Raw genomic sequence first — 24,193 nt, 5'->3', positions numbered from 1 at the left:
AGCCGAAGACCGGTCCGGACCTTATTGGGCCGGATAGGGACGCGCACCGAAGATCGCCGTGCCGACGCGCACATGGGTGGCGCCGAAGCGGACGGCGGTTTCGTAATCTCCGCTCATGCCCATGCTGATCTCCGGCAGCCCCAGCCGGCGCGCCATCTCGGCCAGCAGGGCGAAATGCATGGCCGGCTCCTCGTCCACCGGCGGGATGCACATCAGCCCGGTGACCGGCAGCCCCAGCCGGTCGCGGCAGTCGGCCAGGAAGGCCTCGACCTCCGCCGGGGCGATTCCCGCCTTCTGCGGCTCCTCGCCGGTGTTCACCTCGATCAGGCAGCGCGGCCGGCGGCCGGACTTCGCCATTTCCTCCGCCAGCGCCTCGGCCAGCTTCGGGCGGTCCAGGGTCTGGATCACGTCGAACAGGGCGACGGCGTCCTTGACCTTGTTGGTCTGGAGCGGCCCGATCAGATGCAGTTCCAGGTCGGGGAAGCGCTCCTTCAGCGCCGGGAACTTGCCCTTGGCCTCCTGCACGCGGTTCTCGCCGAACACGCGCTGGCCGGCGGCAAGCGCCTCCTCCACCGCTTCGGCCGGATGGGTCTTCGACACCGCGACCAGAGTCACGGCATTCTTGTCGCGCCCGCAGGCGGATGCCGTCTCCGCAATGGCACGCCGCACCGAGTCGAGCCGTGCCGTCACGCTGTCCGCCACCGTGGAACCGCCTGCTTCGGCGCCGGTTTGCGTATCTTTGCCAGTGCCCTGCGTCATCGTCATGGCCGCCCCCAATCCGGTCGCTGCGGGTATACAGCGCTTCCGCGGCGTGTTAGCGGACGGTCCGCGGAAACGCAAGCGCCCCAAGCGACCATGCCCGACGCATCCACATCGCCGGCGGATCGCCGGCGCGGGTATCGTCACCGTTTTGCATATCGAGGAGACCTCCGCATGCGGAGTCCGTTTCGTTCCCTGCTCTCCGCCCTGACGCCGGCCGCCCCTGCCGGCCTGTTCGCCGCCGCAGTGGCCGTCTGGTGCGTCGCCGTTCCCGCCGCCAGACCCGCCCACGCCGAAGAGCATCCGAAGCAGGCCCCCAAGGCCGCCGCCCCGGCGAAGCCCGGTGCCAAGCAAAGCAAGGCCAAGGTCATGCTGGGGTCGCCGATGACCAAGGTCCGCTTCAGCGAGCCGGCCTACCCGCTGACCGACGACGGCACCTATCGCAGCTTCATGGACAAGGTCCTGGACGAATACGGCCGCCGCTGCGTGCGGCAGGAACAGTTCGGCTGGGAGGTCGCGAAGGACGATCAGGAGCGGCTGGACTACATCTTCCAGGGGACCATGGCGAATTACGGCCGCATGGGCTACCTGCTGGGTGAGATCCATCCCAAGTCCGTCACCGATTCGGAGACGATCGTCTTCCTCGGCGACCGCGACAAGGAGCGCTACCTGCTGGTCTGGACGCCGCTGGAGTCGTCGGTGCTGTTCATGCTGTGCGACACGACCGACAAGGACGCCAAAACGGCTCCCAAGAAATAAGAGGGTCGCGGAAGACGACGAAGGGCGGCGGATTGCTCCGTCGCCCTTTTCGTATCCGCCGTTGAACCCCTGCCGCTCAGAAGGCGAAGCGGGTATCCCACAGGACGATGTTGGCGTCGTTGTTCACGCCGCCGACCTTGTTGTCGAGATAGCTGTATTCCAGACCCGTGGTCAGGCCCGGCGCAACGGTGTAGGTCACACCGGCCTGCCAGACATGGGCGCGGGAGTTCAGGCCGGCGAAGTTGCTGTCGATGCCCTTCGCGTCGGTGTAGGTGGCGGCCAGGATCACCGAACCGAAATCGTAGTTGGCGCCGACGATCCAGACCTGCTGGTCGTCCACGCCGCGGGTGCCCTTGGCATAGCCGCTGTCGCCGCTGAAGGCGTAGCTGCCGCCGACCTTGAAGCCGGCGTAGGATAGGTTGGCGCCGACATGGACCGAGGACAGATCCTCAAGCTGGCTGGCGGCCTTGGCGAACTGGTAGGCGGCGCTTGCCTCCAGGCCGAAACCGCCGAACTCGCCCTTGTAGGTGGCCTGGACCTCGCCCATGTCGCGATAGGCGGTGCTGTTCTTGCGGCGGTTGATGTCGGTGTTGCTGCTGCCATAGACCGGCGTGTAGGCGGCGCCGACCTGGAAGCCGGCGAAGCTCGGCGTCAGGTAGATGATCTTGCTGCTGGCGTCGCCCGACTCCAGCGTGCGCAGGCTGCCCAGCGCATAGGGCGCGCCGTTGGCGTTCGCGTAGTAGTTCAGGAACTGCGCGTCCGGCGAACCTTCGATGCCTTCGACGTTCGGGCCGATGATCCCGTATTCGTCCGACAGGCCGTTGATCACGCCGGCCTGGATGGTGCCGAAGCCGCCGTTGACGAACATGAACGCGCGGTCGCTGTCGGTGCTGCGGTTGTTGCCGGTGCCGCCGGCGGCCCGCAGGCGCAGGCGGGCGCCGTATTCCAGGCCATTGTCGGCCTTGGCCGTCGGGGTGATGGTCAGGCGGAAGCGGTTGGCGAACTCGGTCTTGCGCAGGCCGGTGTTGTCGTCCTGGTCGACATAGGCGCCCTGGAAATAGGCGTCGCCGCCCAGCAGGATGTCGAACTTGGACTGTGCAGAAGCGGTGCCGCAGCCGGCGGCGAGAGCAACGGCGGCGCAGCCAATGACGAGAGAACGCTTCATGGATGTCATCCTCGGTGCATGCGTCCCGTCAGGTTGGGGCGCGAGCGGTATCTTGTGACCCCAGACTTAGTCCCGCTACCGGCACTCCGACAAGTGGCGGCAGGGATGGAGGTCAGCTCATTCCGAGGACAGTGGCGGGAAAAGCACGGGACTCCGGATCATGTAAATCCATATATCAAATACTTGTCGATTAATTGAGCGTAGCGGTCAGGCTCCTTGGAGCAAAGGTTTACCTATTTCGGATAGGTTGAGGCGTGACCCCGTTCGGCACGCTCCGGCCCGTCTGTTGACTGGAAAATAAACAAAAAAAGAGGCGGCGGATTTCTCCGCCGCCTTCACGTTTGCTGCCAGGAACCCGTCCCTTAGAAGGAGAAGCGGGTGTCCCACAGAACGATGTTGGCGTCGTTGTTGCGACCGCCGGACTTGTTGTCGACGTAGCTGTATTCCAGACCCGTGGTCAGGCCCGGGGCCACGGCGTAGGTCACACCGCCCTGGTAGACGTGGGCGCGGGCGTAGTCAGCGGCGGTGGCGGCACCGGTGCCGACGTTGGCGCCCTTGGCGTCGGTGTAGGTGGCGGCCAGGATGACCGGGCCGATGGTGTACTGGGCACCGACCAGCCAGACCTGGTTGTCGTCAACGCCACGATGGCCCTTGGCATAGCCGCTGTCGCCGCTGAAGGCGTAGCTGCCGCCGATGGCGAAGGCGCCATAGGTGATGGTGGCGCCGGTGTGGACCGACGACAGATCTTCGAAGCCGGTCGGGGCCTGGGCGAACTGGTAGGCAACGCTGGCTTCGATGCCGACGCCGCTGAAGGCGCCCTTATAGTAGGCCTGAACTTCACCCATGTCGTTGTAGGTGACGTTCTTGCGGCGCTCGATGTTGGTGTTGCTGCTGCCGTAGGTCGGGGTGTAGGCGGCGGTCAGCTTGAAGCCGGCGAAGCTCGGGGTCGAGTAGACGATCTTCGTGCTGGCGTCGCCCGACTCGAGCGTGCGCAGCGAACCGACAACGTACGGCAGCGAGGTCACGCCGTAGTAGTTAAACACCCAGCCGTCCGGGCTACCCGAGATGCCGTCGACGTTCGGGCCGATGACGCCCGAGTCGTCCGACGGGCCGTTCACGACACCGGCCTGGATCGAACCGAACGAGCCGTTCACGAACATGTAGGCGCGGTCGGCGTCGGTCTGGCGGTTGTTGTTGGTGCCGCCCGAGGCGCGCAGACGCAGGCGGGCGCCGTATTCCAGGCCGTTGTCAGCCTTGGCCGTCGGGGTGACGGTCAGACGGAAACGGTTGGCGAATTCGGTCTTGCGCAGGTTGTTGTCGTTGTCCTGGTCGACATAGGCACCCTGGAAGAAGGCGTCGCCGCCCAGCAGGATGTCGAACTTGGACTTGGACTGGGCCGAGGCGGTGCCGCAGCCGGCGGCGAGGGCAACGGCGGCGCAGCCGATGACGAGAGAGCGCTTCATGGATTATCCATCCTTATGCGTACGCCCCGTTTTGGCCGGGAGCGGTCGGTTGTCTTTGTAAGCAAGACTTAACCGCTCTCCAATTACTCCGGCAAGAGGCAAACTGCGGCGCGCTTTCGCATTCGCAACACAGTTGCAACAAAAACACACTCATAACTGGTTGGAATAATTAAAAAATCCAAGAGTGGCTGAATTTTGCTCTTTGGTTGGGATGAAAATCAGGCGGCTTGCCTACAAAGTTGGCAAGGGAAACGCGTGGGCAAGAAAAAAGGCGGTGGCCGAAGCCACCGCCCTTTCCATCCGTTGCCGGACGTTCGATCGAAAGATCGATTAGAACGCCAGGATCGAGCGGACCAGGACGACGTCGCCCTTGTCGTCGCGGAGCGAGGCGTCGTTGTCCAGCTTGAAGTGGTCGTACTGAGCCTGGACGGTCAGGCCCGGAGCGACGGTGTAGCCGACACCGATTTCGTAGACCTGCAGCTCGCGGTCGCCGGCGGTAAAGAACGAACCGGCGTCCTTGCCGTTCTTGTAGTTGGCACCGACAACGATCGGGCCGGCGGTGTACTGAGCGCCGACAACCCAGTTGCGGGTGTTCTCGGTGGCAACGCCCGGACGCTTGTTCTGGCCCGACTTGCCGTAGTCGATGTAGCCGCCGCCGATGGCGAAGCCGGCGTAGCCAACCTGAGCGCCAGCCTGCCAGGCGTTCAGATCCTTGTAGTTCGAACCGACGACGTCGTCGACGGCACGGCCCCAGTTGTAGCCGGCGCTGGCCTTAACGGTCACGCCGCCGAAGGTGTTGTTGTAGTTGGCGCCGACTTCGACGATGTCGGTGTAGGTGCCAGCGCCGCCAGCGGCGAACGTGCCAACCGGCTTGACGCGGTTGACGTCGGTGGCCGAGCTGTCGTTACGCGGGGTGTAGCTGGCGCCAACCTGCAGGCCGGCGAAGCGCGGCGAGAAGTACACGATCTTGGTCGAGTTGGCTTCCGCCACCAGCGACTGGGTGATGATCGTGTTGCCGTTGGTGACGGTCGAAGCGGCGCCGCTGTTCAGACCGTTGGCGGTCGTGCCGATCCAGGCCGGCAGGGCGTCGTAGATGCCGAGCGGCAGGTAGTCGAGCGGGGCAGTCGTGTAGGTCTCGTCGTTGAACGAGTTGGTCACGCCGAGGCGGACCTGACCGAAGGAGCCCTGCGCGAAGATGTAAGCGCGGTCGGCGTCGGTGTTGCGGGCGTTGTTGGTGCCAGCGTTGGCACGCAGACGCATACGCGCACCGTACTCCAGGCCGTTGTCGGCCTTGGCGGACGGGATGATGTTGATGCGCATGCGGTTGCGGAATTCGGTCGAACGCAGGCCGGAGTCCAGATCCTGATCGACGTAGCCGGCTTCGAAGTAGGCGTCGCCGCCGATCTTGACTTCGAACTTGGCCTGGGCGTTGGCAGCGCCAGCGCCGAGGGCGAGAGCGGCGGCGGCAGCGCCGGCCAGCAGATAACGGGTCATGATTTTTGCCTCCATCCTGGCAGCAGATGTTTCAGCCTGGTTGACGTCCTGGCTGAGACTTTCGTACGCACCCCCGCCCTCGCCAGCAAGCGGCAAATCTCCGGGATTGCTGCATTGGGGGGACAGTGTGTCGCACGGAGCACACTAAGAAGGACCCCCTTGGCGAGCCCGCCACAGTGCAACCCGGCAGGCTTCGCCTGTTGTCGTCCTGTTGTGACGGGGCGGGGCAAAGACGCTTCCGCTGTTGCGTGGTGCCGTCCACTTATGGTCTGTTCACCGGCATTCCGCGCGTGACTCGCGCGCGGCAATCCCTTTTCTAAACCGGGTTCCCGACCATGCGCCGTTCGACCGCCCTTCGCCTTGTCCCTGTACTGCTCGCGGCTTCCGTCTCGATCGCCGGCTGCGCAAGCTGGGGCGGCAAGACCGAAACCGTCGAAGAGCAGATGAAGAACAAGGACTACAAGTTCGGCAGCCTGCTCGGCACCGACGGCGGTCTGAACCTGTTCGGCAAGAACAAGCGTGGCGGCGACCAGGACACGGCCGGGGGCATCGGCGTGAACAGCTTCCTGTGGCGCGCCTCGCTCGACACCCTGTCCTTCATGCCGATCGCCTCGGCCGATCCGTTCGGCGGCGTGATCCTGACCGACTGGTACACCCCGCCCGATTCGCCGAACGAACGGTTCAAGGTCAACCTCTACATCATGGACCGCCAGCTGCGCGCCGACGGCGTCCGGGTGTCGGTGTTCAAGCAGCAGCGGACCGGCAACGACTGGCGCGACATCACTGTCGGGCCGGAAACCGCCGGCACCCTGGAGGACGCGGTGCTGACCCGCGCCCGCCAGCTTCGCGTGGCGCAGAACGCCGCCGCTCGCTGACGCGGGCGGCCGGTCCGGGCTGATATCCCGGCCTTTCGAGCATCTGGTACAACGGAAAAACGGCGTCGCGCTCATGTCGCGTTACAATGTCAAGGAAACCGAGGCGAAATGGCAGGGCGTGTGGGACAGCAAGGGCTGTTTCACCGCGCGCGAGGACGCCTCCCGGCCCAAATACTATGTGCTGGAGATGTTCCCCTACCCGTCGGGGCGCATCCACATGGGCCACGTCCGCAACTACACGATCGGCGACGTGATCGCGCGCTTCAAGCGCGCCAAGGGCTTCAACGTCCTGCACCCGATGGGCTGGGACGCCTTCGGCCTGCCGGCCGAGAACGCCGCTCTTGAGAAGAAGGTCCATCCCGCCACCTGGACGCGCGAGAACATCGCGACCATGCGCGGGCAGCTGAAGACGATGGGCCTGTCCATCGACTGGGACCGCGAGATCGCCACCTGCGACGTGGAGTATTATCGCCACGAGCAGAAGATGTTCCTGGATTTCCTGAAGGCGGGCCTCGCCTACCGCAAGGAATCCTGGGTGAACTGGGACCCGGTGGACAACACCGTTCTCGCCAACGAGCAGGTGATCGACGGCCGCGGCTGGCGCACCGGCGCGCTGGTGGAAAAGCGCAAGCTGTCGCAGTGGTTCCTGAAGATCACCGCCTATGCCGAAGACCTGCTGAAGGGCCTGGAGACGCTGGACCGCTGGCCCGAGCGCGTCCGCATCATGCAGGAGAACTGGATCGGCAAGTCCACCGGCGTCCGCTTCCGCTTCAAGATCAAGGGGCGCGAGGACGATCTGGAGGTCTTCACCACCCGCCCGGACACGCTGTTCGGCGCCTCCTTCGCCGCGATCTCCCCGAATCACCCGCTGGCGGCCGAGCTGGCCGCGTCCAGCCCTGAACTGGCCGAGTTCATCGCCGAATGCAACCGGCTGGGCACCAGCGAGGAAGTGATCGAGACCGCGGAGAAGCGCGGCTTCGACACCGGGCTGACTGTCGCGCATCCCTTCGATCCGTCCTGGGAGCTGCCGGTCTACGTCGCCAACTTCGTGCTGATGGAATACGGTACGGGCGCCATCTTCGCCTGCCCGGCGCATGACCAGCGCGACCTGGATTTCGCCCGCAAATACGGTTTGCCGGTCCGCCCGGTGGTGATCCCGGCCGATGCCGACCCGGCCGCCTTCGAGGTCGGGACCGAGGCCTACACCGGTCCCGGCGTGCTGCGGAACTCCGCCTTCCTCGACGGACTCGACACCGAGTCGGCGAAGGTGGAGGCCGGCAAGCGTCTGGAGGCGGCGGAGCAGGGCGAGCGCACCACCCAGTACCGCCTGCGCGACTGGGGCGTGTCCCGCCAGCGCTATTGGGGCTGCCCGATCCCGGTCATCCATTGCGAGTCGTGTGGCATCGTTCCGGTTCCGGACGACCAGCTGCCGGTCGTGCTGCCGGAAGATGTGACCTTCGACAAGCCCGGCAACCCGCTGGACCACCATCCGACCTGGAAGCACACCGGCTGCCCCCAGTGCGGCAAGCCGGCGCTGCGCGAGACGGACACCTTCGACACCTTCATCGAGTCGTCCTGGTATTTCGCCCGCTTCTGCTCGCCGAAGACCGAGAATGCGGCCTTCACCCGCGAGGCGGTCGACTACTGGCTGGGCGTCGACCAGTATATCGGCGGCATCGAGCATGCTGTCCTGCACCTGCTCTACAGCCGCTTCTGGACGCGGGCGCTGAAGACCTGCGGCTACCTGAACCTGGACGAGCCGTTCACCGGCCTGTTCACCCAGGGCATGGTCAACCACGAAACCTACAAGGACTCCGGCACCGGCGCCTGGCTGGCTCCGACCGATCTGACGAAGAACGACCAGGGCGACTGGGTCCGGGCCGATACCGGCGCGCCGGTCAATGTCGGTCGCGTCGAGAAGATGTCGAAGTCCAAGAAGAACGTGGTGGATCCGGCGCACATCATCGGCACCTACGGCGCCGACGCCGCCCGCCTGTTCATGCTGTCCGACAGCCCGCCGGAACGCGATCTGGAATGGACCGAGGCCGGCATCGACGGTGCCTGGCGCTACATCAACCGCCTGTGGCGGATGATGACCGAGGCGGACCTGCCCGCCGCGGGCGCACCGAAGCCCGAGTCGCTCGGCCCGAAGGCCGAGGCCGCCCGCCGCCTGGTCCACAAGACCGTCGCCGGCGTGTCCGATGATCTCGACAAGTTCCGCTTCAACAAGGCGGTCGCCCGCGTTCGCGAGCTGTCCAACGCGCTCGGCGAGCTGGACGGCAAGGGCGAAGGCGAGGGCTGGGTCCTGCGCGAGGGCTTCGAGTCGCTGGTCCGTCTCGTCGGTCCGATGATGCCGCATCTGGGCGAGGAGCTGTGGGCGCAGCTGGGCCACAGCAGCCTGCTGGCCGACCAGCCCTGGCCGGAGGCCGACCCCGCCCTGGTGGTGGAGGACAGCGTCAAGGTCGCGGTCCAGGTCAACGGCAAGCTGCGCGCCACGCTGGAGCTGCCGCGCGACATGGACAAGGATGCGGCGGAGCAGGCGGCGCTTGCCGATGTCAACGTCCAGCGCGCCATGGACGGCAAGCCGGCGCGCAAGGTCATCGTCGTCCCGAACCGGGTGATCAATGTCGTCGTCTGATCCCAGATCGATCCGCCAGGGCTCGCTCCGCCGGAGCCCGCTCCGTCAGGTCATGGCGCGGGGGCTTTTCGCCTTCGCGCTCGGCCTGTCCGCCGTGTCGCTGTCAGGCTGCGGGTTCCAGCCGCTCTATGGCGGCAAGGGCATCGGGGCCGCGGCGTCCGAGCGGCTGATGGAGGTCGACATCGCGTCGATCCCCAACCGGGAAGGGCAGAAGCTCCGCAACCTGCTGATCGACAACTTCTATCCGTCGGAGCGGCCGGGAAATCCGCGCTACCGGCTGGACGTGTCGCTGTTGGCGTCGGAACAGAAGCTCGCCTTGCAGAAGGACGCCACCGCGGTGCGCGCCCAGCTGCTGGTCAACGCTCCCTACCGGCTGACCGACACCCAGACCGGGCAGGTGGTGTTCCAGTCCAACTCGCGCTCGATGGTCAGCTACAACACGCTGGAGCAGCATTACGCTGCCATCGCGACGGTGCAGAACGCCTATGACCGGGCGCTCGAAGACATCTCCAACGACATCACCACCCGCGTCGCCATGTTTCTCGGCCGCGGGTCCTGACCGGCCGGAGATGCGCGGGTGAAGCTCCAACCCAAGGCGATCGACGGTTTTCTGCGCAGCCCGGACCGCAAGGTTCGGGCGGTGCTGCTTTATGGTCCCGACTCGGGTCTCGTCCGCGACCGCGCCCAGACGCTGGGCAGGACGGTGGTGCCGGACCTGTCCGACCCCTTCCGCGTCGCCGAGTTCCAGGGGCGTGCCATCGTCGACGATCCGGCGCGGCTGGCGGATGAGGCGGCGGCGATCTCCTTCACCGGCGGCCGGCGCCTGATCCGCGTCCGCGATGCCGAGGACAACGCCACCGCCGCCTTTACCGCCTTTCTGGAAAATCCGCCGCCGGGCGACAGTCTGGTGGTGGTCGAGTCGGGCGACCTCTCGGCCCGCTCCAAGCTGCGGCTTCTGTTCGAGGGGGACGATGCCGCTGCCGCCATTCCCTGTTATGTCGAGGAGGAGGCGTCGCTCGGCCGCGTCATCGCCGACATTCTGCAAGGCCATGGGCTGACCGCCGATCCCGACGTGCTCAGCTTCCTGGCCGGCAATCTCGTCGGCGACCGCATGGTCGCCCGCGGCGAGGCGGAAAAGCTGGCGCTCTACATGGGCAGCGAAAAGCGCGTGCGGCTGGAGGATGCCCAGGCCTGCATCGGCGACAGCGCCGCCCTGTCGATGGACGAGCCGGTGTGGGCGGCGGCGGAGGGCGACTTCGCGACCCTCGACCGCTCGCTGGCGCGGCTGTTCGCCGAGGGCACCTCGCCGGTGCCGATCCTGCGCGGCGCCCAGCGCCATTTCCAGCGTCTGCAACTGCTCACCGCCCAGGTCGCTGCCGGCAAGTCGCCGGAGGCCGCCGTCGAGTCGCTGCGCCCGCCGGTCTTCTTCAAGCTGAAGACCCGGCTGGTCCGCCAAACCCGCCACTGGTCGCCCAACCATGTCCGGCAGGCGCTGGAACGGCTGGTCGATGCCGAGGCCGACTGCAAGCGCACCAACATGCCGGACGAGACCCTGTGCGCCCGCGTTCTGTTCCAACTCGCCTCGCTGGGAGCCCGGCGCTGAAGCATGGCGCTGACTTGACCGTTGGGGGCGGCGCGCTATCTGGCGGAGCATGAGCGACGCCACCTACACCGCGCCACCGCCCGCCCCCTTCCGGGTCCGCTGGTGGCAACCCCTGCTGTTCTGGATCATTGTCAACGCCTGGGGCTTCGTCGAGCGGGGCGGACAGCCTTTCGCCGGACACCACCCGTCGCCCCTGCAGCCGCCGGGCTGGGTCTTCCCGGTGACGTGGTTCACGTTGAATGTCTTCCAGATCTGGGGCGACATCCGCCTGATCGACCCGGCGCGGCGACTCCGCAGCCGCGGGCTTCTGATCGGTCTCCAGGCGGTGACCTGGGTGATCTACGCCACCTTCAGCCTCGTCTATTTCACGCTGGGCAGCTCGATCCTCGCTGCGGCTTGGACAGTGTCCTTCTTCGTCATCACGTCGATCTGCATCGCGCTGGTGGGGCGGGATGACCACAGCATTGCGCTGATCTGGACGCCGCTAATCCTGTGGACCGGCTTCGCTTCGGTGGTCGGCATCCACAATGCCCTCATCAACCCCGATCCGCTGTTCGGGACTCCGGCCCTTTGGGGATAATACCCGGATAAAAACATTGCGCAGAATATCACCCGGGTATAACCAGTCGGGACTGATAACCTGCGAGGGAACGAAGGCTATGGCGGCCACGGTTGGGAAAGAGAATCGCAAGGCGGCGCTGGCCGCCTACAAGGAGCGCAAAAGCGTTGCCGGCGTCTTCGCCGTCCGTTGCGGGGCCGCCGATACGGTATGGGTGGGCGGCGCGCCGGACCTCGACAAGATCCAGAACCGTCTCTGGTTCCAGTTGAAGATGGGCGGTTGTCCGCACCGCAGCCTTCAGGCGGCTTGGAACGCCCATGGCGCCGAGTCGCTGGCGTTCGAAATCGTCGAGCCGCTGGAGGACGAGGAGCTTGCCTTCGCCCGCGCCGCCGCCCTGAAGGCACGGGTCGCCCATTGGGTTGCGGCTATGCGGGCGGAAGCGATCTGACGGCGAGTGCTCAGCCGCGATAGTCGTGAACCCGGCCGGTGAAGTCGGTCACGCGATAGCGGTTCTCATCCTCCGCTTCGATCCAGGTCGGGGCGGCAGGAGCCTTGCCATGGCCGCCGGGAATGTCGAGGACGTAGGTGGGCTGGCACAAGCCGGACAGCTTTCCGCGCAGGCCGGTCACCAGTGCTTGCCCCTCCGCCAGCGTCGGGCGGAAATGGCTGGTGCCGGCGGCAAGGTCGGGATGGTGCAGGTAATAGGGCTTCACCCGGTTGCGCGCCATCCCGCGGAACAGAGCCTCCAGCGCGGCATGGCTGTCGTTGATGCCCTTCAGCAGCACGGTCTGGCCGACCAGCGGGATGCCGGCCTCGACCAGTCGGGCGAGGGCCGCCCGCACCGGCGGGGTCAACTCGTCGGCATGGTTGATGTGGACGGCGACCCAGGTGGCGAGATCCGGGGCGGTCAGCGCCTCCACCAGTTCCGGCGTGACACGGTCGGGATCGGCGGCGGGGATGCGGCTGTGCAGACGGACGACACCGACATGCGGCATGGCCGACAGCGCCTGGACGATCCCGCGCAGCCGGCGCGGCGACAGCAGCAGCGGATCGCCGCCGGTGACGACGACTTCCCAAACCTCCTCGTGACCGCGGATATAAGCGAGGGCGGCATCCATCTCCTCGGCGGTCAGCGCCTCGCCGCCCGGGCCGACCATCTCGCGGCGGAAGCAGAAGCGGCAATAGACCGCGCAGGCGTGCAGCGGCTTCAGCAGCACCCGGTCGGGATAGCGGTGGACGATGCCCTTCACCGGGCTGCGCGCCACGTCGCCGATGGGATCCTCGAGTTCTTCCGGCGTGCTGTACGCCTCGGCCGGGGAGGGGACATACTGGGCATAGAGGGGATCCTGCGGATCCATGCGTCCGGCCAGCGTCTCGCGCAGGTACGGGGTCAGCGCCACGGCATAGCGGTCGGCGACCGTGCGCACGGCATCGCCGGCCTCCGGCGTCATCAGCCCGGCGGCCACCAGATCGGAAACGCTGTGCAGGGCCTTCATCGCTCTTTCCCGCTTCGACGGAATGGGTCATGTAGGAAAGCGACCGCTCTTACTCCTGCGAGACCCATGCTGTCGACTCTTCCCCGCCTGATCGGCCATCGCGGCGCCAAGGAAAGCGCCCCTGAAAACACCCTCGCCTCGATCCGCGAAGCCGCCCGCCAGGGCGCCCGCTGGGTCGAGGTGGACGTCATGCTGACCCGCGACCAGCGCCCTGTGCTGATCCATGACGACACGCTGGACCGCACCACCACCAGCAGCGGCGCCGTCCCGCTGCTGGATCTGGCGGATTTGCAGACGCTCGACGCCGGGCGCTGGTTCGATGCCGCCTTCGTCGGCGAGCGCGTGCCGACGCTGGTGGAGGCGGTGGCGCTGGTCCACGACCTGGGCCTGGGCCTGAACCTGGAGATCAAGCCCTATCCGGGGCAGGAGGAGATCACGGCGGAGGTGGCGCTGAACACCTTGCGCCCGCTGTGGCGGTCCGACCGGCCGCTTCTGCTCTCCAGCTTCGAGGTTCCCTGCCTGGAGGTGGCGCAGCGTCTGTGGCCGGAGATCCCGCGCGGCTACCTGATGTGGGACCCGCCGGCCGACTGGGCTTCCATCGCCGACCGCATCGGCGCGGCGACGCTGAACATCCACCAGGACCGTCAGACGGCCGACAGCGTGGCTGAGTACCGCGCCACCGGCCGGCCGGTGCTGGCCTACACCGTCAACGATGCGGAGCGCGCCCGGACGCTGTTCGGCTGGGGCGTGTCGGCGGTCTTCACCGATGCGCCCGGCCGGCTGGCCGCCGAACTGGCGGCGGACGCCTGATGGCGAGCCCGATGTTCCGCCGGTGGACCGGTCGATACGCTGACGCTTCCGTTCGCGGCTGCGGCAATTCCTGAACGTTTTTTGCGCGAGGGGATGAATCCGCTCGTCGGGCGCGCCAATTCCTCATATATAGAACCGCACTGGCGATCCCGCCGGAACCCACGCGGATTCCGGCGGAGCTTTTCGTCGTCCGGTAGTCCGCCGCTTTGGTCCGGCATCCCACGGGATGCCACGTTCGGTCTTTGGAGGGTTCGTTGAAGGCGTTGAAGCCGTTGCCGATGTCCGGCCGGGAGGTTTTGCCGCTCGTCGAGGGTGGCAAGGGTATTGCCGTTTCCAACGGCGAAAGCTCCGGCGCCTGGGCGGCTGCCGGCGGGATTGGCACCTTCTCAGGTGTCAACGCCGACAGCTATGATGAGAACGGCAACCTTCTGCCGCAGATCTATAATGGCAAGACCCGGCGCGAGCGCCATGACGAGCTGATCGCCTTCGGCATCGAGGGCGGCATCGCCCAGGCGCGCATCGCGCACGAGACGTCGAACGGCAATGGCCGCATCCACATGAACGTCCTGTGGGAAATGGGCGGCGCCGAGCACATCCTGCATGGCGTGCTGGAAGGCGCCCAGGGCATGATCCACGGCGTCACCTGCGGCGCCGGCATGCCTTACAAGGTTGCCGAGATCGCCGTGAGCTACGGCGTCCATTACTACCCGATCGTCTCGTCGGCCCGCGCCTTCCGCGCCTTGTGGCTGCGTGCCTACCACAAGTTCCGGGAACATCTCGGTGGCGTGGTGTACGAGGATCCGTGGCTGGCCGGCGGTCACAACGGCCTGTCCAACTCCGAAGACCCGCAGAAGCCGGAGGATCCGTTCCCCCGCGTCCTGGCCCTGCGCCAGATGATGAACAGCTTCGGGCTGAACGACACCCCCATCGTGATGGCGGGCGGCGTCTGGTGGCTGTCGGAGTGGGAGGATTGGATCGACAACCCCGACCTGGGACCTGTCGCCTTCCAGTTCGGCACCCGTCCGCTGCTGACCCAGGAGAGCCCGATCTCCATGGCGTGGAAGCGCAAACTGGTGGCGCTGCAGCCGGGCGACGTCTTCCTGAACCGCTTCTCCCCCACCGGCTTCTACTCGTCGGCGGTGAAGAACCCCTTCCTGCTGGACCTGATGGCCCGGTCCGAGCGTCAGGTCGCCTATCTGTCCAAGCCGGTGGGCGAGCATTCGGCCGAATTCCCGGTCGGTCCGCGCGGCCGTCCGGTCTACGTGACCGAAAGCGACAAGCAACGCGCCGAGGGCTGGCTGTCCCAGGGCTTCACCACCGCCCTGAAGACGCCGGACAGCACGCTGGTCTTCGTCACGCCCCAGCAGTCGGAAAAGATCCTGCACGATCAGGTCGACTGCATGGGCTGCCTGTCGGCCTGCGGCTTCTCCAACTGGGCGCAGAACGAGCAAGGCACGACGGGCAAGCGCGCCGATCCGCGTTCCTTCTGCATCCAGAAGACGCTTCAGGCGGTCAGCCACACCGACGACTGCGAAAACCAGCTGATGTTCGCGGGGCACAACGCCTATCGTTTCGCCAGCGATCCTTACTACAACGACGGCTTCATCCCCACGGTGAAGCAGTTGATCGAACGGATCGCCACCGGCTACTGACCGGTCGCATCCACCGGATGGGCAAGGCCGTCGGCGGGAAACCGTCGGCGGCCTTTGCATTGGGCCATTGCTGGCATTCATCCGGTTTGGGCGGCTCTCCAAACCATGTCTCCATTGACGTCGCTGCGACAATGGCTTGCGTGAGCTTTCCGAATGGTTTTACTCTTAAACAGAATGCGGCCTAGTGCCGCGGTTCTGTTTTGGACTCCTTGTCCGATCCCAATGTCGACAGTACGGGGGCCTCGCCCATGATGACCGCCGAACGCCCCTTCAAGCGAGCCCTCGACCGGCTGAACAGTGCCGGACTGCGCCCGACCCGCCAGCGCCTCGGCCTCGCCCGCATGCTGTTCGAAGGCTGCGACCGGCATGTCACCGCGGAGCAACTGCACTGCGAGGCGCTGGCCGCCGACCTGCCGGTGTCGCTGGCGACCGTCTACAACACGCTGAACCAGTTCACCGCCGCCGGGCTTCTGCGCGAGGTGGTGGTGGAGGCGGGGAAGTCCTACTTCGACACCAACACCAGCGACCATCACCATTTCTTCGTCGAGTCAACCGGCCGCCTGGAGGACATCCCCGCCGACCGGCTGACGGTGCAGAACCTTCCGGCTGCCCCCGCCGGTACCCGCGTCGCCCGCGTCGACGTGATCGTCCGCCTGATCGAGGACGAGGTCTGATCCTGCCCCCTTGCCGATGGTCCGGTGCTCAGCCCTCCTCAGGCTGCGTCGGGGCTGGGTCGCGGTCGACGAAGGGCCAGCGGATGAAGGCGAAGGCCCAGACCGCCAGGACGTTGAGGTAGGGGAACAGCAGCAGCAGGATCCACAGCGGGCTGCGCCCTGCCTTGGCCAGAACCCAGCCGCCGGCGATCAGCATGTACATCGTGACGATGGAGCCGATCAGCAGTTCCCAGAAGCCAAGCTGGATCACGGTCTCCGTCATGCCGTCCTCCGTGCCTTGACCTTGCGCGCCTGCCGTGCCGGCAGCACCGTCCATCGGCTGTGCGCCATCACGCCGATAGGCACCACATGCCCGAGCGGCACCAGGGAGAACAGGGCCCACAGCGGCGAGAACCCGGCCCGCCGCAGAATGCGCGACAGCGGCCAGACGATGGCGACCTGGAACAGCATCAGCCCCAGGAGCGGCCCCTGGGACAGGCTATCGATGAAATCCTGCAGCATGCCCGACGGGATCCTCCTTCACATCGTCGCCGAGCAGAGAAGCGCGGGCTGCGGGCTTTGTCGAGGCAAACTTTTCCCCAAGCTCTTCCCCCAAACTCTTGCCAGGCACGGCAGTTGGCCGAAGCATCGCCGATCCTGCCCGGATCAGGGGTGAGCGAACGTGAAAATGTCCGCGCCGGCATGCTACAGTTCGTCGCGTCCGGCCGTTCCGGCTTGACGCCTCTTCAGCATTCAGACGCGGCGGACCATTTCCTTTGACGGATCTCTCCGAACCGGACGGTGGCGCACGCGGGACGTGGTGGCGCTTATCGTCTCTGCCGCCCGTCGCCGCGCTGCGCATCGGCCTGCTTGTGGCGGTGATCGCCGGCTTCTGGCTGGTCGCCTACGCCGACCTTGAGCGGGCGCGCAACCGGGCGATCCATGATGGTCTGCGCCAGACCGCCAACCTCTCGACCCTGCTGGAGGAGGACGCCCGCCGCGTCATGGTCGTGGCGGACCATGCCCTTCGGGCGACGGCGGCCGAGGGGACGATTCCGGCCTATCTGGTTGGGGAAACGGCAGGGGGATCGGGAGCGACCACCGGTCCTGGGCCGGCTCTGCGGACTCTGATGATCGTTGAGCGGGATGGCCGGGTGCGGCAGGCCGCCGGTCTGCACAAGCCTGCCTATGTCGCCGATCCCCCGTTGGCTGAAGCGTTGATGGGGGAGTCGCGCGCATTCGTCGGGCCTTATCGCGAGGCCGAGGGCGGTTGGCGGGCTGCGATGATCCGTCCGCTTGCCAACGGCAGCGCCATGGCGGTGGCTGTGCTCGATCTCGACCGTTTCGCCCGGCTTTATGCGACCCAGGACATCGGCCCGCTCAGCATCATTCTGTTTTACGGTGAGAATGGCGTGGTCCTGTCCCATTCGCGGAGCGGAATGCGCGCTCTCGATGAGAACCGCGCTTTCTTCGCCTCGGTGCTGCCGCGTCTGCCTGCCGGCGAGAATGCCCGGACGCTGTCCGGTCTCGATCCCACGGAGGGACGGGAGCGCATCGGTACGGTGCGCCGTGTGGCGGGGTGGCCGCTTTACGTCTATGTCCGCATCCGGACCGAGGACGTGCTGGCCGGCTGGTACAACGACCGCTGGAAACGCATTCTGGAAACCGCCGCGGTGTCGGTGGTGGTGCTGCTGCTGGCATGGCTGGCGCTGCGGCAGCTCGGCCGGCTGGAGACGACGACTCAGGCGCTGCGCGCCAGCGAACGGCGCTCGCAGGCGCTGTTCGACAGCAGTTTCCAGATCATGGGGCTGCTGGCGCCGGATGGCCGGGTGCTGGCGCTGAACCGGCCGGCCTGCGCCTTGGCCGGCCTGCCTGCCGAAGCGCTGGTCGGACACCGCGCCTGGGAGTTCCGCGGCTGGGCCCGCACGGACGAGTTGGCGGCGGCCTTCCGCCAGTCCATTGAAAAGGCGGCCTCGGGACGTTTCGTCCGTTACGAGACCGATGTGGTTGCCGATGGCCTCACCCGCGTGATGGATGTGACGATCAAGCCGGTCTACGACGACAGGGGCGTCGTCACGGTGCTGGTGGTCGAGGCGCGCGACATCACCGAGCGGGTCGAGGCCGCCGGACGGCTCGCCACGGCACTCGATCAGGCCGAAGCCGCCAACCGGGCCAAGAGCGCCTTCCTGGCGACCATGAGCCACGAACTGCGCACGCCGCTGAACGCCATCATCGGCTTTTCCGACATCATGCTGCACGAACTGTTCGGTCCGCTGGGCAGCCCCCGCTATCGCGACTATGCCCGCCATGTGCAGAACAGCGGCCGCCACCTGCTGGACCTGATCAACGACGTGCTGGACATGTCGAAGCTGGAGGCCGGGCGCTACACGCTGGATGAAAGCTGGATGGAGGCGGCCGAGGCCATCGAGACGTGCCGGGCGCTGGCTGCGGTGCCGGCCGATGTCGGTGGGGTGACGCTGGCGGTCGAATGCCCCCCCGACCTGCCCAATCTGCTGGCCGACGAGCGTGCCTTGCGCCAAGTGCTGCTGAACCTGCTGTCGAACGCGGTCAAGTTCACCCCGCGCGGCGGCCGGGTAACGGTGAGTGCGGTGCGGGAGGGGGATGGCAGGATCGCCATCACCGTGTCCGATACCGGCATCGGCATCGCCGCCGACGCGCTCGCCCGCATCCTTGAACCGTTCCAGCAGGCCGACAGCAGCATCTCCGGGCGGTTCGGCGGCACCGGGCTGGGCCTGTCGATCTGCCGCGACCTGATGGCCCTGCATGGCGGCAGCCTGTCCATCGACAGCGAACCGGGCCGCGGCACCGCCGCCACCATCCGCTTCCCCGCCGACCGCACCGGCCGGCCGGTTGCAGTGGACGGGCTGCCGGCGTAAGCCTGTCGGCGGTCAAGAGCATCGAAAGGCGGACGAGATGATCGGGAATGACGGGAAGCCGGTGTCCAAGGAGAAGTTGCGCGAGCACATCGCCGCCTACAACGGCCAGTCGCGCGGCTCCAAGGAATTCGCGGCGATCCCCCGTGCGCTGGTGACCATCCTGGACGGGCTGAAGCCGGGCAAGACAGGCTACGTCAAATGCCTCGACGGACAGGTCCAGCTGTCGCGCCGCAAGGACAACAGCGTTTCGGCCGGCTGACAACGCAAAGGCGCCCTTCCCCGGATCAGGGGAAGAGCGCCTTGCCTTGGAGTGTCGGGCCGTCAGGCGATCAGTGCTTGGCCGCGGCGGCGGCACCGATGCCGGTCTGGGAGCGGACGAACTGGTCTTCGAAGGCCTCGCGCTCGGCACGGGCCGACGCGCTGCTGTCCAGCTTCGACACGACGATGGTAACGATGAAGGCCAGCGTCATCGAGAACAGGGCCGGCTGCTCGTAGGGGAAGATCGGGGCCGGGTTGTTCAGCACGACGACCCAGACGGCGTTTGACAGCACCACCAGCGTGACGGCGGAGATCAGGCCGGCGATGCCGCCCGCCAGCGCGCCGCGGGTGGTCAGCCCCTTCCAGTACATCGACAGGATCAGCACCGGGAAATTCACCGACGCCGCGACGCCGAAGGTCAGGCCGACCAGGAAGGCGACGTTCTGCTTCTCGAAGGCGATGCCCAGCACGACGGCCAGGACGCCCAGCACCAGCGAGGCGATCTTGGACACGCGCATCTCCTCGCGTTCCGTCGCCTCGCCCTTGCGGATGACGCGGGCGTAGAGGTCGTGGGCGATGGCGGACGCGCCGGCCAGCGCCAGGCCCGACACCACCGCCAGGATGGTGGCGAAGGCGACCGCCGACAGGAAGCCCAGGAACAGGTCGCCGCCCAGCGCCTTGGCCAGATGCATCACCGGCATGTTGCCGCCGCCGATCAGCTTGCCGCCGACCTTGCCGCCTTCGAAGAACTGCGGGTCGGTGCCGACGATGGTGATCGCCGCCATGCCAAGGATGCAGACGAGCAGGAAGAAGAAGCCGATGAAGCCGGAGGCGTAAAAGACCGACTTGCGGGCCTCGCGCGCGTTGGGGACGGTGAAGAAGCGCATCATGATGTGCGGCAGGGCGGCGGTGCCGAACAGCAGGCCCAGCGACAGCGACACCGCTGACACCGGGTCGGCCAGCAGCGTGCCCGGCCCCATGATCTTCACGCCGTCTTTGTGCGAGGCGATGGCGCTCTTGGCGATGGCCTCCAGGCTGAAGCCGAAGCGCGACAGCGCCAGGAAGGCCAGGACCATGCCGCCGCCCAGCAGAAGCACCGCCTTGATGATCTGCACCCAGGTGGTGGCGATCATGCCGCCGAAGGTGACATAGACCACCATCAGCACGCCGACCACGATCACCGCGACATTGTAGTCCAGCCCGAACAGCAGCTTGATCAGCTGGCCGGCGCCGACCATCTGGACGATCAGGTAGAAGCACACCACCGTCAGCGAGCCGATGGCGGCGAAGGTGCGGATCTTGCCCTGGTCCAGCCGGTAGGACGCGATGTCGGCGAAGGTGAAGTGGCCGAGGTTGCGCAGCCGTTCGGCCAGCAGGAACAGGATGATCGGCCAGCCGACGAAGAAGCTGATGGTGTAGACGAAGCCGTCATAGCCCTTGGCGAACACTAGGCTCGACAGGCCGAGCAGCGTCGCCGCCGACATGTAGTCGCCGGCAATCGCCAGACCGTTCTGGAAGCCGGTGATGCCGCCGCCCGCGGTGTAGAAGTCGGAGGTGGACCGGGTGCGGCTGGCCGCCCAATAGGTGATACCCAGCGTCATCAGCACGAAGGCGATGAACATGCCGATGGCCGACAGGTTGATCGGCTGCTTTTCCAGCTGACCGACATCGCCGGCGGCCAGCGCCGGCACGGCGGCGAGGGCGGCGAACAGGGTGGCGGCGCTGGCAGCAAGGAGGATCCGGCGGGCGGTCATTGCAGCGTCTCCCGCGTGATCTCGTCGGTCAGGTCCTGGAAGCGGCCGTTGGCGAAATGGGAATAGACGCCGGTCAGCAGCCAGGACAGGATGATGATGGCGGCCCCGATCGGGAAGCCGACGCTGAGCGACGACTCGTCGGACATCGGCTTGTGAAGCAAGTCGGGCGCGAAGGCGACCACCATCATGAAGGCGTAGTAGCCGACCAGAACGACGGCCGACAGGATCAGGGCCAGCCGGCTGCGCTGGCGCACCAGCTCGTGAAATTTGGGGTTCCGGCGAACCCTCTCGTAGACGGGAGTGTTGGCGGGGGAGTGCATGTTTCCTCCAGACGCTGGACGTCCTTGTGGTGCCCCGACCCGTATCGATGGGACTGGGCTTATGCCCTTCCGGCTAACAAAACACTGTTTCGCAAATTTCCCGGAAATATGACGAATTGTTTCAGTGCAATTCAGGCAACAATCTCACCGATTCGCGTTGAGCCGCGGCGGTGAAGCTGGAATGATGGCGGGGATTGCATCGATCCCTGCATCCCGCCCCCCGCCCGGAAAATGATCCGTTCGCCCCTGTTCCTCCGGCTGTTCTCGGCGATCCTGATCTCGCTCGGGCTGTTCTCCGCGGCGGCCTACGTCTTCTCGGTCCCCTTCATCGAGGAGAAGGCCTACGAGATCGAACGCGACGCCAGCCGGACCATCCTCGACAACGTGTTCGAACTGGTCAGCCGCATCCGCGGCGGGCTGGAGGAACAGCGGGTCGCGACCGTCGACTCCTACAAGACCCGGCTGCGCGACGTGCTGGAGCTGGCCGTCGGCTATATCGAGCATGTCTATGCCCGCGCCGACCGCGGCGAGATCACGATGGAGCAGGCGCGGCGCGAGGCGATGGAGGGGCTGCACGCCTTCCGCTACGGCAACGGCGACTATGTCTGGGCCATCGGCTACGATTCGGTGATCCTGTCGCACCCCTCGCCCGACTATCAGGGGCGCAAGGCCGACGATCTGCGCGACAATCTGGGCCGCCACATCCTGCCCACCATCGTCGCCACCGCCAAGCGCGAGGGGGAGGGGTTCCAGACCTATCCGTGGTGGCGGCCCAATGGCGACGAGCGGGCGCCGAAGCTCAGCTTCTTCAAGGATCTGCCCCGGCGCGGCATCATCGTCGGCACCGGCGCCTATCTGGCCGACGTCGACGCCGAGGTGGAGCGGCGCAAGGCCGACGCCATCGAGGATCTGCGCCAGGCCCTGCGCAAGCTGCGGATCGCCCGCACCGGCTATCTCTACATCTTCGATTCGGCGAACCGGATGATCATCCACCCGAATTCGAACATTGAGGGCACCGCCTTCGGCGACCGGCTGAACTCCGCCACCGGCCGTCCCATCGCCGAGGATTTGAAGGTCGCCGCGGCAAAGGGGGAGCCGCTGACCTACCTGTGGGACAAGCCCGACGATCCCGGCAACTACGCCTACGAGAAGATCAGCTGGGTCCGGCATTTCGAGGGGTTCGACTGGTACATCGCCTCGTCGGTCTATGTGGACGAGCTGCGGCGGTCTTCGGTGGTGCTGGGCAACCGCATCCTTGCCATCGGCATGGCGTTGATGGCGGCGGGCAGCCTGCTGGGCTACATCGCGGTCGGGCGGCTGGTGCGGCCGCTGCGCCGGCTGGCCGACACCGCGGTGCAGGTGAGGGCCGGCGACCTTGGCGCCCAGAGCGGCATCCGCCGCGGCGACGAGATCGGGCTGCTGGCATCGGCCTTCGACGGCATGGTACGCCAGCTGCGCGACACCGTCGCCACGCTGGACAGCCGGGTGCGCGACCGCACGGCGGCGCTGGCGGAGGCGGAGACCCGGCAGCGCGTGATCCTGGATGCGATCCCCGCCTGCATCGCCGGTCTGGACCGCGATGGCCGGCTGACCTTCGCCAATTTGCGCTGGGCCGAACTTGTCGGGCGCGACAAGGCGGCGGTCATCGGCCGCGATCTGGCGTCGGTCGTCGGCCGGCGGGCGATGGCCGCCCTCGCCCCCCATCTCGACCGCTGCCTGTCGGGGGAGGTGGTGACCTTCGAATATGCCTTCCCGCGCCATGGCGGCACCATGGTGACCAAGACAACCCTGATTCCCCATCGTGGCGAGGGGCGGGGCGATGGCTGGGCAGAGGAGGGCGCGGTCACCGGCCTGTTCGTCCTGACCCTCGACATCACCGACGAGAAGCAGACCGAGCGCCAACTGGTGGAGGCTCAGCGGCTGAAGGCGGTCGGCCAGCTGTCCGGCGGGCTGGCGCACGACTTCAACAACCTGCTGTCGATCATCATCGGCAACCTATCGGCAGCGCGCGACCGCTACGCGGCGGTGGAGGGGCTCGACGCCTATCTGGAGCCGGCCCAGCGCGCCGGCCGGCGCGGAGCCGACATCACCGCCCGCCTGCTCGCCTTCTCCCGTCAGCAGCCGCTGAAGCCGGAGCCGATCGAACTGTGCGGACTCTTGCGCGACATGGCGGTGCTGCTGCGCCGGTCCTTCCCCAGTTCCATCGCCATCGGCGTGCCGGGGGAGGGGCGGGAATGCTGGACCATCGCCGACCAGACCCAGCTGGAGAACGCGCTGGTCAATCTCGCCATCAACGCCCGCGACGCCATGCCGAACGGCGGGCGGCTCGACATCGCCGTCGGTATCCGCAAGGTGGAAGGCGACCAGTCCTTCGACGAGCCGGTCCGGTCCGACGATTATCTGGAGATCCGCGTCACCGACACCGGCACCGGCTTCACGCCGGAGGCGCTGGCCCGCGCCGTGGAGCCCTTCTTCACGACCAAAGCTCTCGGTTCCGGCCTGGGGCTGTCGATGGTCTACGGCTTCGTCAAGCAGTCGCGCGGCTATCTGCGCATCGACAGCCGGCCGGGGGAGGGGACCGCCGTCACCCTGCTGCTGCCGCGCGCCGAACCGGTGCCCCGCCTGCAGGAGGCCGACCCGGCGGCAGCGACCGACCCGCAGCCCGGCGGCTGGTCCGGCCAGCTGGCGCTGGTGGCGGAGGACAATGACGATGTCCGGCAGGTGATGCGCCAGCAGCTGGTCGACCTCGGCTTCTCGGTGGTGGAGGCGGCGAGCGGCGACGAGGCGGCGGAGCTGGTTGAGCAGATCGACGGGCTGTCTCTGCTGGTTTCCGACATCGTCATGCCCGGCTTGTCCGGTGTGGAGCTGGCGCGGCGCGCCCGGCTGCTGCGGCCGGCGATGCGGGTGGTTCTGGTCAGCGGATTCGCTGTCGAGTATGGCGACGTCCCCGCCGATGCCGTCATACTGCGCAAGCCATGGGACAAGCGGGACCTGGTGGCGGCCATCGGCCACGCCACCGAACCCGCGCCGGCCTGATA

22 protein-coding genes are annotated in these 24,193 nt (G+C 66.8%); 13 read left to right on the top strand and 9 right to left on the bottom strand.

Annotated features, from left to right (window positions below; translation table 11 throughout):
* Window positions 1-21: 21 nt before the first annotated feature.
* Entirely contained in the window at window positions 22-765 is a 744-nt protein-coding gene (locus CRT60_RS33715; protein ID WP_244592891.1) for a YggS family pyridoxal phosphate-dependent enzyme, read from the bottom strand.
* A gap of 168 nt (window positions 766-933) precedes the next feature.
* Between CRT60_RS33715 and CRT60_RS33710 the strand changes: the two genes are divergently transcribed.
* Entirely contained in the window at window positions 934-1,518 is a 585-nt protein-coding gene (locus CRT60_RS33710; RefSeq protein WP_098740709.1) for a hypothetical protein, read from the top strand.
* A 76-nt stretch (window positions 1,519-1,594) separates the two neighbouring features.
* Here the strand turns inward: CRT60_RS33710 and CRT60_RS33705 are convergent, their stop codons facing one another.
* The 3 genes from CRT60_RS33705 to CRT60_RS33695 form a co-directional block, all read right to left on the bottom strand.
* Window positions 1,595-2,683, bottom strand: a complete 1,089-nt coding sequence (locus tag CRT60_RS33705; protein WP_098740708.1) for a porin — start codon at window positions 2,681-2,683, stop codon at window positions 1,595-1,597.
* A 362-nt stretch (window positions 2,684-3,045) separates the two neighbouring features.
* Window positions 3,046-4,146 carry a porin gene (locus tag CRT60_RS33700; protein WP_098740707.1) on the bottom strand — a complete coding sequence of 367 codons (1,101 nt, stop codon included), beginning with the start codon at window positions 4,144-4,146 and terminating at the stop codon, window positions 3,046-3,048.
* Between the two features lie 330 nt (window positions 4,147-4,476).
* Window positions 4,477-5,640: a porin gene (locus tag CRT60_RS33695; protein ID WP_098741167.1), complete on the bottom strand. Its 1,164-nt coding sequence runs from the start codon at window positions 5,638-5,640 to the stop codon at window positions 4,477-4,479.
* A gap of 335 nt (window positions 5,641-5,975) precedes the next feature.
* Here CRT60_RS33695 and CRT60_RS33690 point away from each other — a divergent pair, with 335 nt between their 5' ends.
* The 6 genes from CRT60_RS33690 (at window position 5,976) to CRT60_RS33665 (ending at window position 11,763) form a co-directional block, all read left to right on the top strand.
* Window positions 5,976-6,515 (top strand): DUF3576 domain-containing protein, encoded by a 540-nt coding sequence (locus CRT60_RS33690; protein ID WP_098740706.1) that lies wholly within the window; start codon window positions 5,976-5,978, stop codon window positions 6,513-6,515.
* Between the two features lie 73 nt (window positions 6,516-6,588).
* A complete protein-coding gene (leuS, locus tag CRT60_RS33685; RefSeq protein WP_098740705.1) occupies window positions 6,589-9,153 on the top strand; it encodes a leucine--tRNA ligase in 2,565 nt (854 codons plus the stop codon).
* 52 nt (window positions 9,154-9,205) lie between these two features.
* Window positions 9,206-9,712, top strand: coding sequence for an LPS assembly lipoprotein LptE (gene lptE, locus CRT60_RS33680; protein ID WP_098740704.1), 507 nt, complete (start codon window positions 9,206-9,208; stop codon window positions 9,710-9,712).
* A gap of 18 nt (window positions 9,713-9,730) precedes the next feature.
* Window positions 9,731-10,756 carry a DNA polymerase III subunit delta gene (holA, locus tag CRT60_RS33675; protein WP_098740703.1) on the top strand — a complete coding sequence of 342 codons (1,026 nt, stop codon included), beginning with the start codon at window positions 9,731-9,733 and terminating at the stop codon, window positions 10,754-10,756.
* A gap of 49 nt (window positions 10,757-10,805) precedes the next feature.
* The gene (locus CRT60_RS33670) at window positions 10,806-11,336 is read left to right on the top strand and encodes a tryptophan-rich sensory protein (protein WP_098740702.1); all 531 of its coding nucleotides are present in this window, start codon (window positions 10,806-10,808) and stop codon (window positions 11,334-11,336) included.
* A gap of 79 nt (window positions 11,337-11,415) precedes the next feature.
* Window positions 11,416-11,763, top strand: a complete 348-nt coding sequence (locus tag CRT60_RS33665; protein WP_098740701.1) for a GIY-YIG nuclease family protein — start codon at window positions 11,416-11,418, stop codon at window positions 11,761-11,763.
* A 10-nt stretch (window positions 11,764-11,773) separates the two neighbouring features.
* Here the strand turns inward: CRT60_RS33665 and CRT60_RS33660 are convergent, their stop codons facing one another.
* A complete protein-coding gene (locus CRT60_RS33660) occupies window positions 11,774-12,811 on the bottom strand; it encodes a lysine-2,3-aminomutase-like protein (protein WP_098740700.1) in 1,038 nt (345 codons plus the stop codon).
* A gap of 66 nt (window positions 12,812-12,877) precedes the next feature.
* Here CRT60_RS33660 and CRT60_RS33655 point away from each other — a divergent pair, with 66 nt between their 5' ends.
* The 3 genes from CRT60_RS33655 to irrA all read left to right on the top strand — a co-directional run bounded on the left by CRT60_RS33655 (window position 12,878) and on the right by irrA (window position 15,947).
* Window positions 12,878-13,621, top strand: a complete 744-nt coding sequence (locus tag CRT60_RS33655; protein ID WP_098740699.1) for a glycerophosphoryl diester phosphodiesterase — start codon at window positions 12,878-12,880, stop codon at window positions 13,619-13,621.
* A gap of 254 nt (window positions 13,622-13,875) precedes the next feature.
* Entirely contained in the window at window positions 13,876-15,273 is a 1,398-nt protein-coding gene (locus CRT60_RS33650) for an NAD(P)H-dependent flavin oxidoreductase (RefSeq protein WP_167421856.1), read from the top strand.
* A 251-nt stretch (window positions 15,274-15,524) separates the two neighbouring features.
* Window positions 15,525-15,947, top strand: a complete 423-nt coding sequence (gene irrA, locus CRT60_RS33645) for an iron response transcriptional regulator IrrA (RefSeq protein WP_167421918.1) — start codon at window positions 15,525-15,527, stop codon at window positions 15,945-15,947.
* A 28-nt stretch (window positions 15,948-15,975) separates the two neighbouring features.
* Here irrA and CRT60_RS36590 read toward each other — a convergent pair whose 3' ends face one another.
* Both CRT60_RS36590 and CRT60_RS33635 read right to left on the bottom strand, forming a co-directional pair.
* Window positions 15,976-16,209, bottom strand: coding sequence for a hypothetical protein (locus CRT60_RS36590; protein WP_098740696.1), 234 nt, complete (start codon window positions 16,207-16,209; stop codon window positions 15,976-15,978).
* Entirely contained in the window at window positions 16,206-16,448 is a 243-nt protein-coding gene (locus CRT60_RS33635; protein WP_098740695.1) for a hypothetical protein, read from the bottom strand. The genes CRT60_RS36590 and CRT60_RS33635 overlap by 4 nt, the downstream gene beginning before the upstream one ends.
* A gap of 254 nt (window positions 16,449-16,702) precedes the next feature.
* Between CRT60_RS33635 and CRT60_RS33630 the strand changes: the two genes are divergently transcribed.
* Together CRT60_RS33630 and CRT60_RS33625 are read left to right on the top strand one after the other, a co-directional pair.
* On the top strand, window positions 16,703-18,823 hold the full coding sequence (locus CRT60_RS33630; RefSeq protein ID WP_244592890.1) for a sensor histidine kinase: 2,121 nt from the start codon (window positions 16,703-16,705) through the stop codon (window positions 18,821-18,823).
* A gap of 37 nt (window positions 18,824-18,860) precedes the next feature.
* A complete protein-coding gene (locus tag CRT60_RS33625) occupies window positions 18,861-19,082 on the top strand; it encodes a hypothetical protein (protein WP_098740694.1) in 222 nt (73 codons plus the stop codon).
* Window positions 19,083-19,152: 70 nt separating this feature from the next.
* On the opposite strand, the gene CRT60_RS33620 is transcribed toward CRT60_RS33625, so the two are convergent.
* Both CRT60_RS33620 and CRT60_RS33615 read right to left on the bottom strand, forming a co-directional pair.
* Entirely contained in the window at window positions 19,153-20,835 is a 1,683-nt protein-coding gene (locus CRT60_RS33620) for a cation acetate symporter (protein WP_098740693.1), read from the bottom strand.
* Window positions 20,832-21,155 (bottom strand): DUF485 domain-containing protein, encoded by a 324-nt coding sequence (locus CRT60_RS33615; RefSeq protein ID WP_098740692.1) that lies wholly within the window; start codon window positions 21,153-21,155, stop codon window positions 20,832-20,834. The genes CRT60_RS33620 and CRT60_RS33615 overlap by 4 nt, the downstream gene beginning before the upstream one ends.
* A gap of 231 nt (window positions 21,156-21,386) precedes the next feature.
* Here CRT60_RS33615 and CRT60_RS33610 point away from each other — a divergent pair, with 231 nt between their 5' ends.
* Window positions 21,387-24,191, top strand: a complete 2,805-nt coding sequence (locus CRT60_RS33610; protein ID WP_098740691.1) for a cache domain-containing protein — start codon at window positions 21,387-21,389, stop codon at window positions 24,189-24,191.
* The last annotated feature ends 2 nt before the right edge of the window (window positions 24,192-24,193 follow it).

Source organism: Azospirillum palustre, from assembly GCF_002573965.1.
GTDB classification, from domain to species: Bacteria; Pseudomonadota; Alphaproteobacteria; order Azospirillales; family Azospirillaceae; genus Azospirillum; species Azospirillum palustre.
The sequence above is the reverse complement of the archived record's forward strand: the minus strand, read 5'-3'. Positions and strand labels throughout refer to the sequence as shown.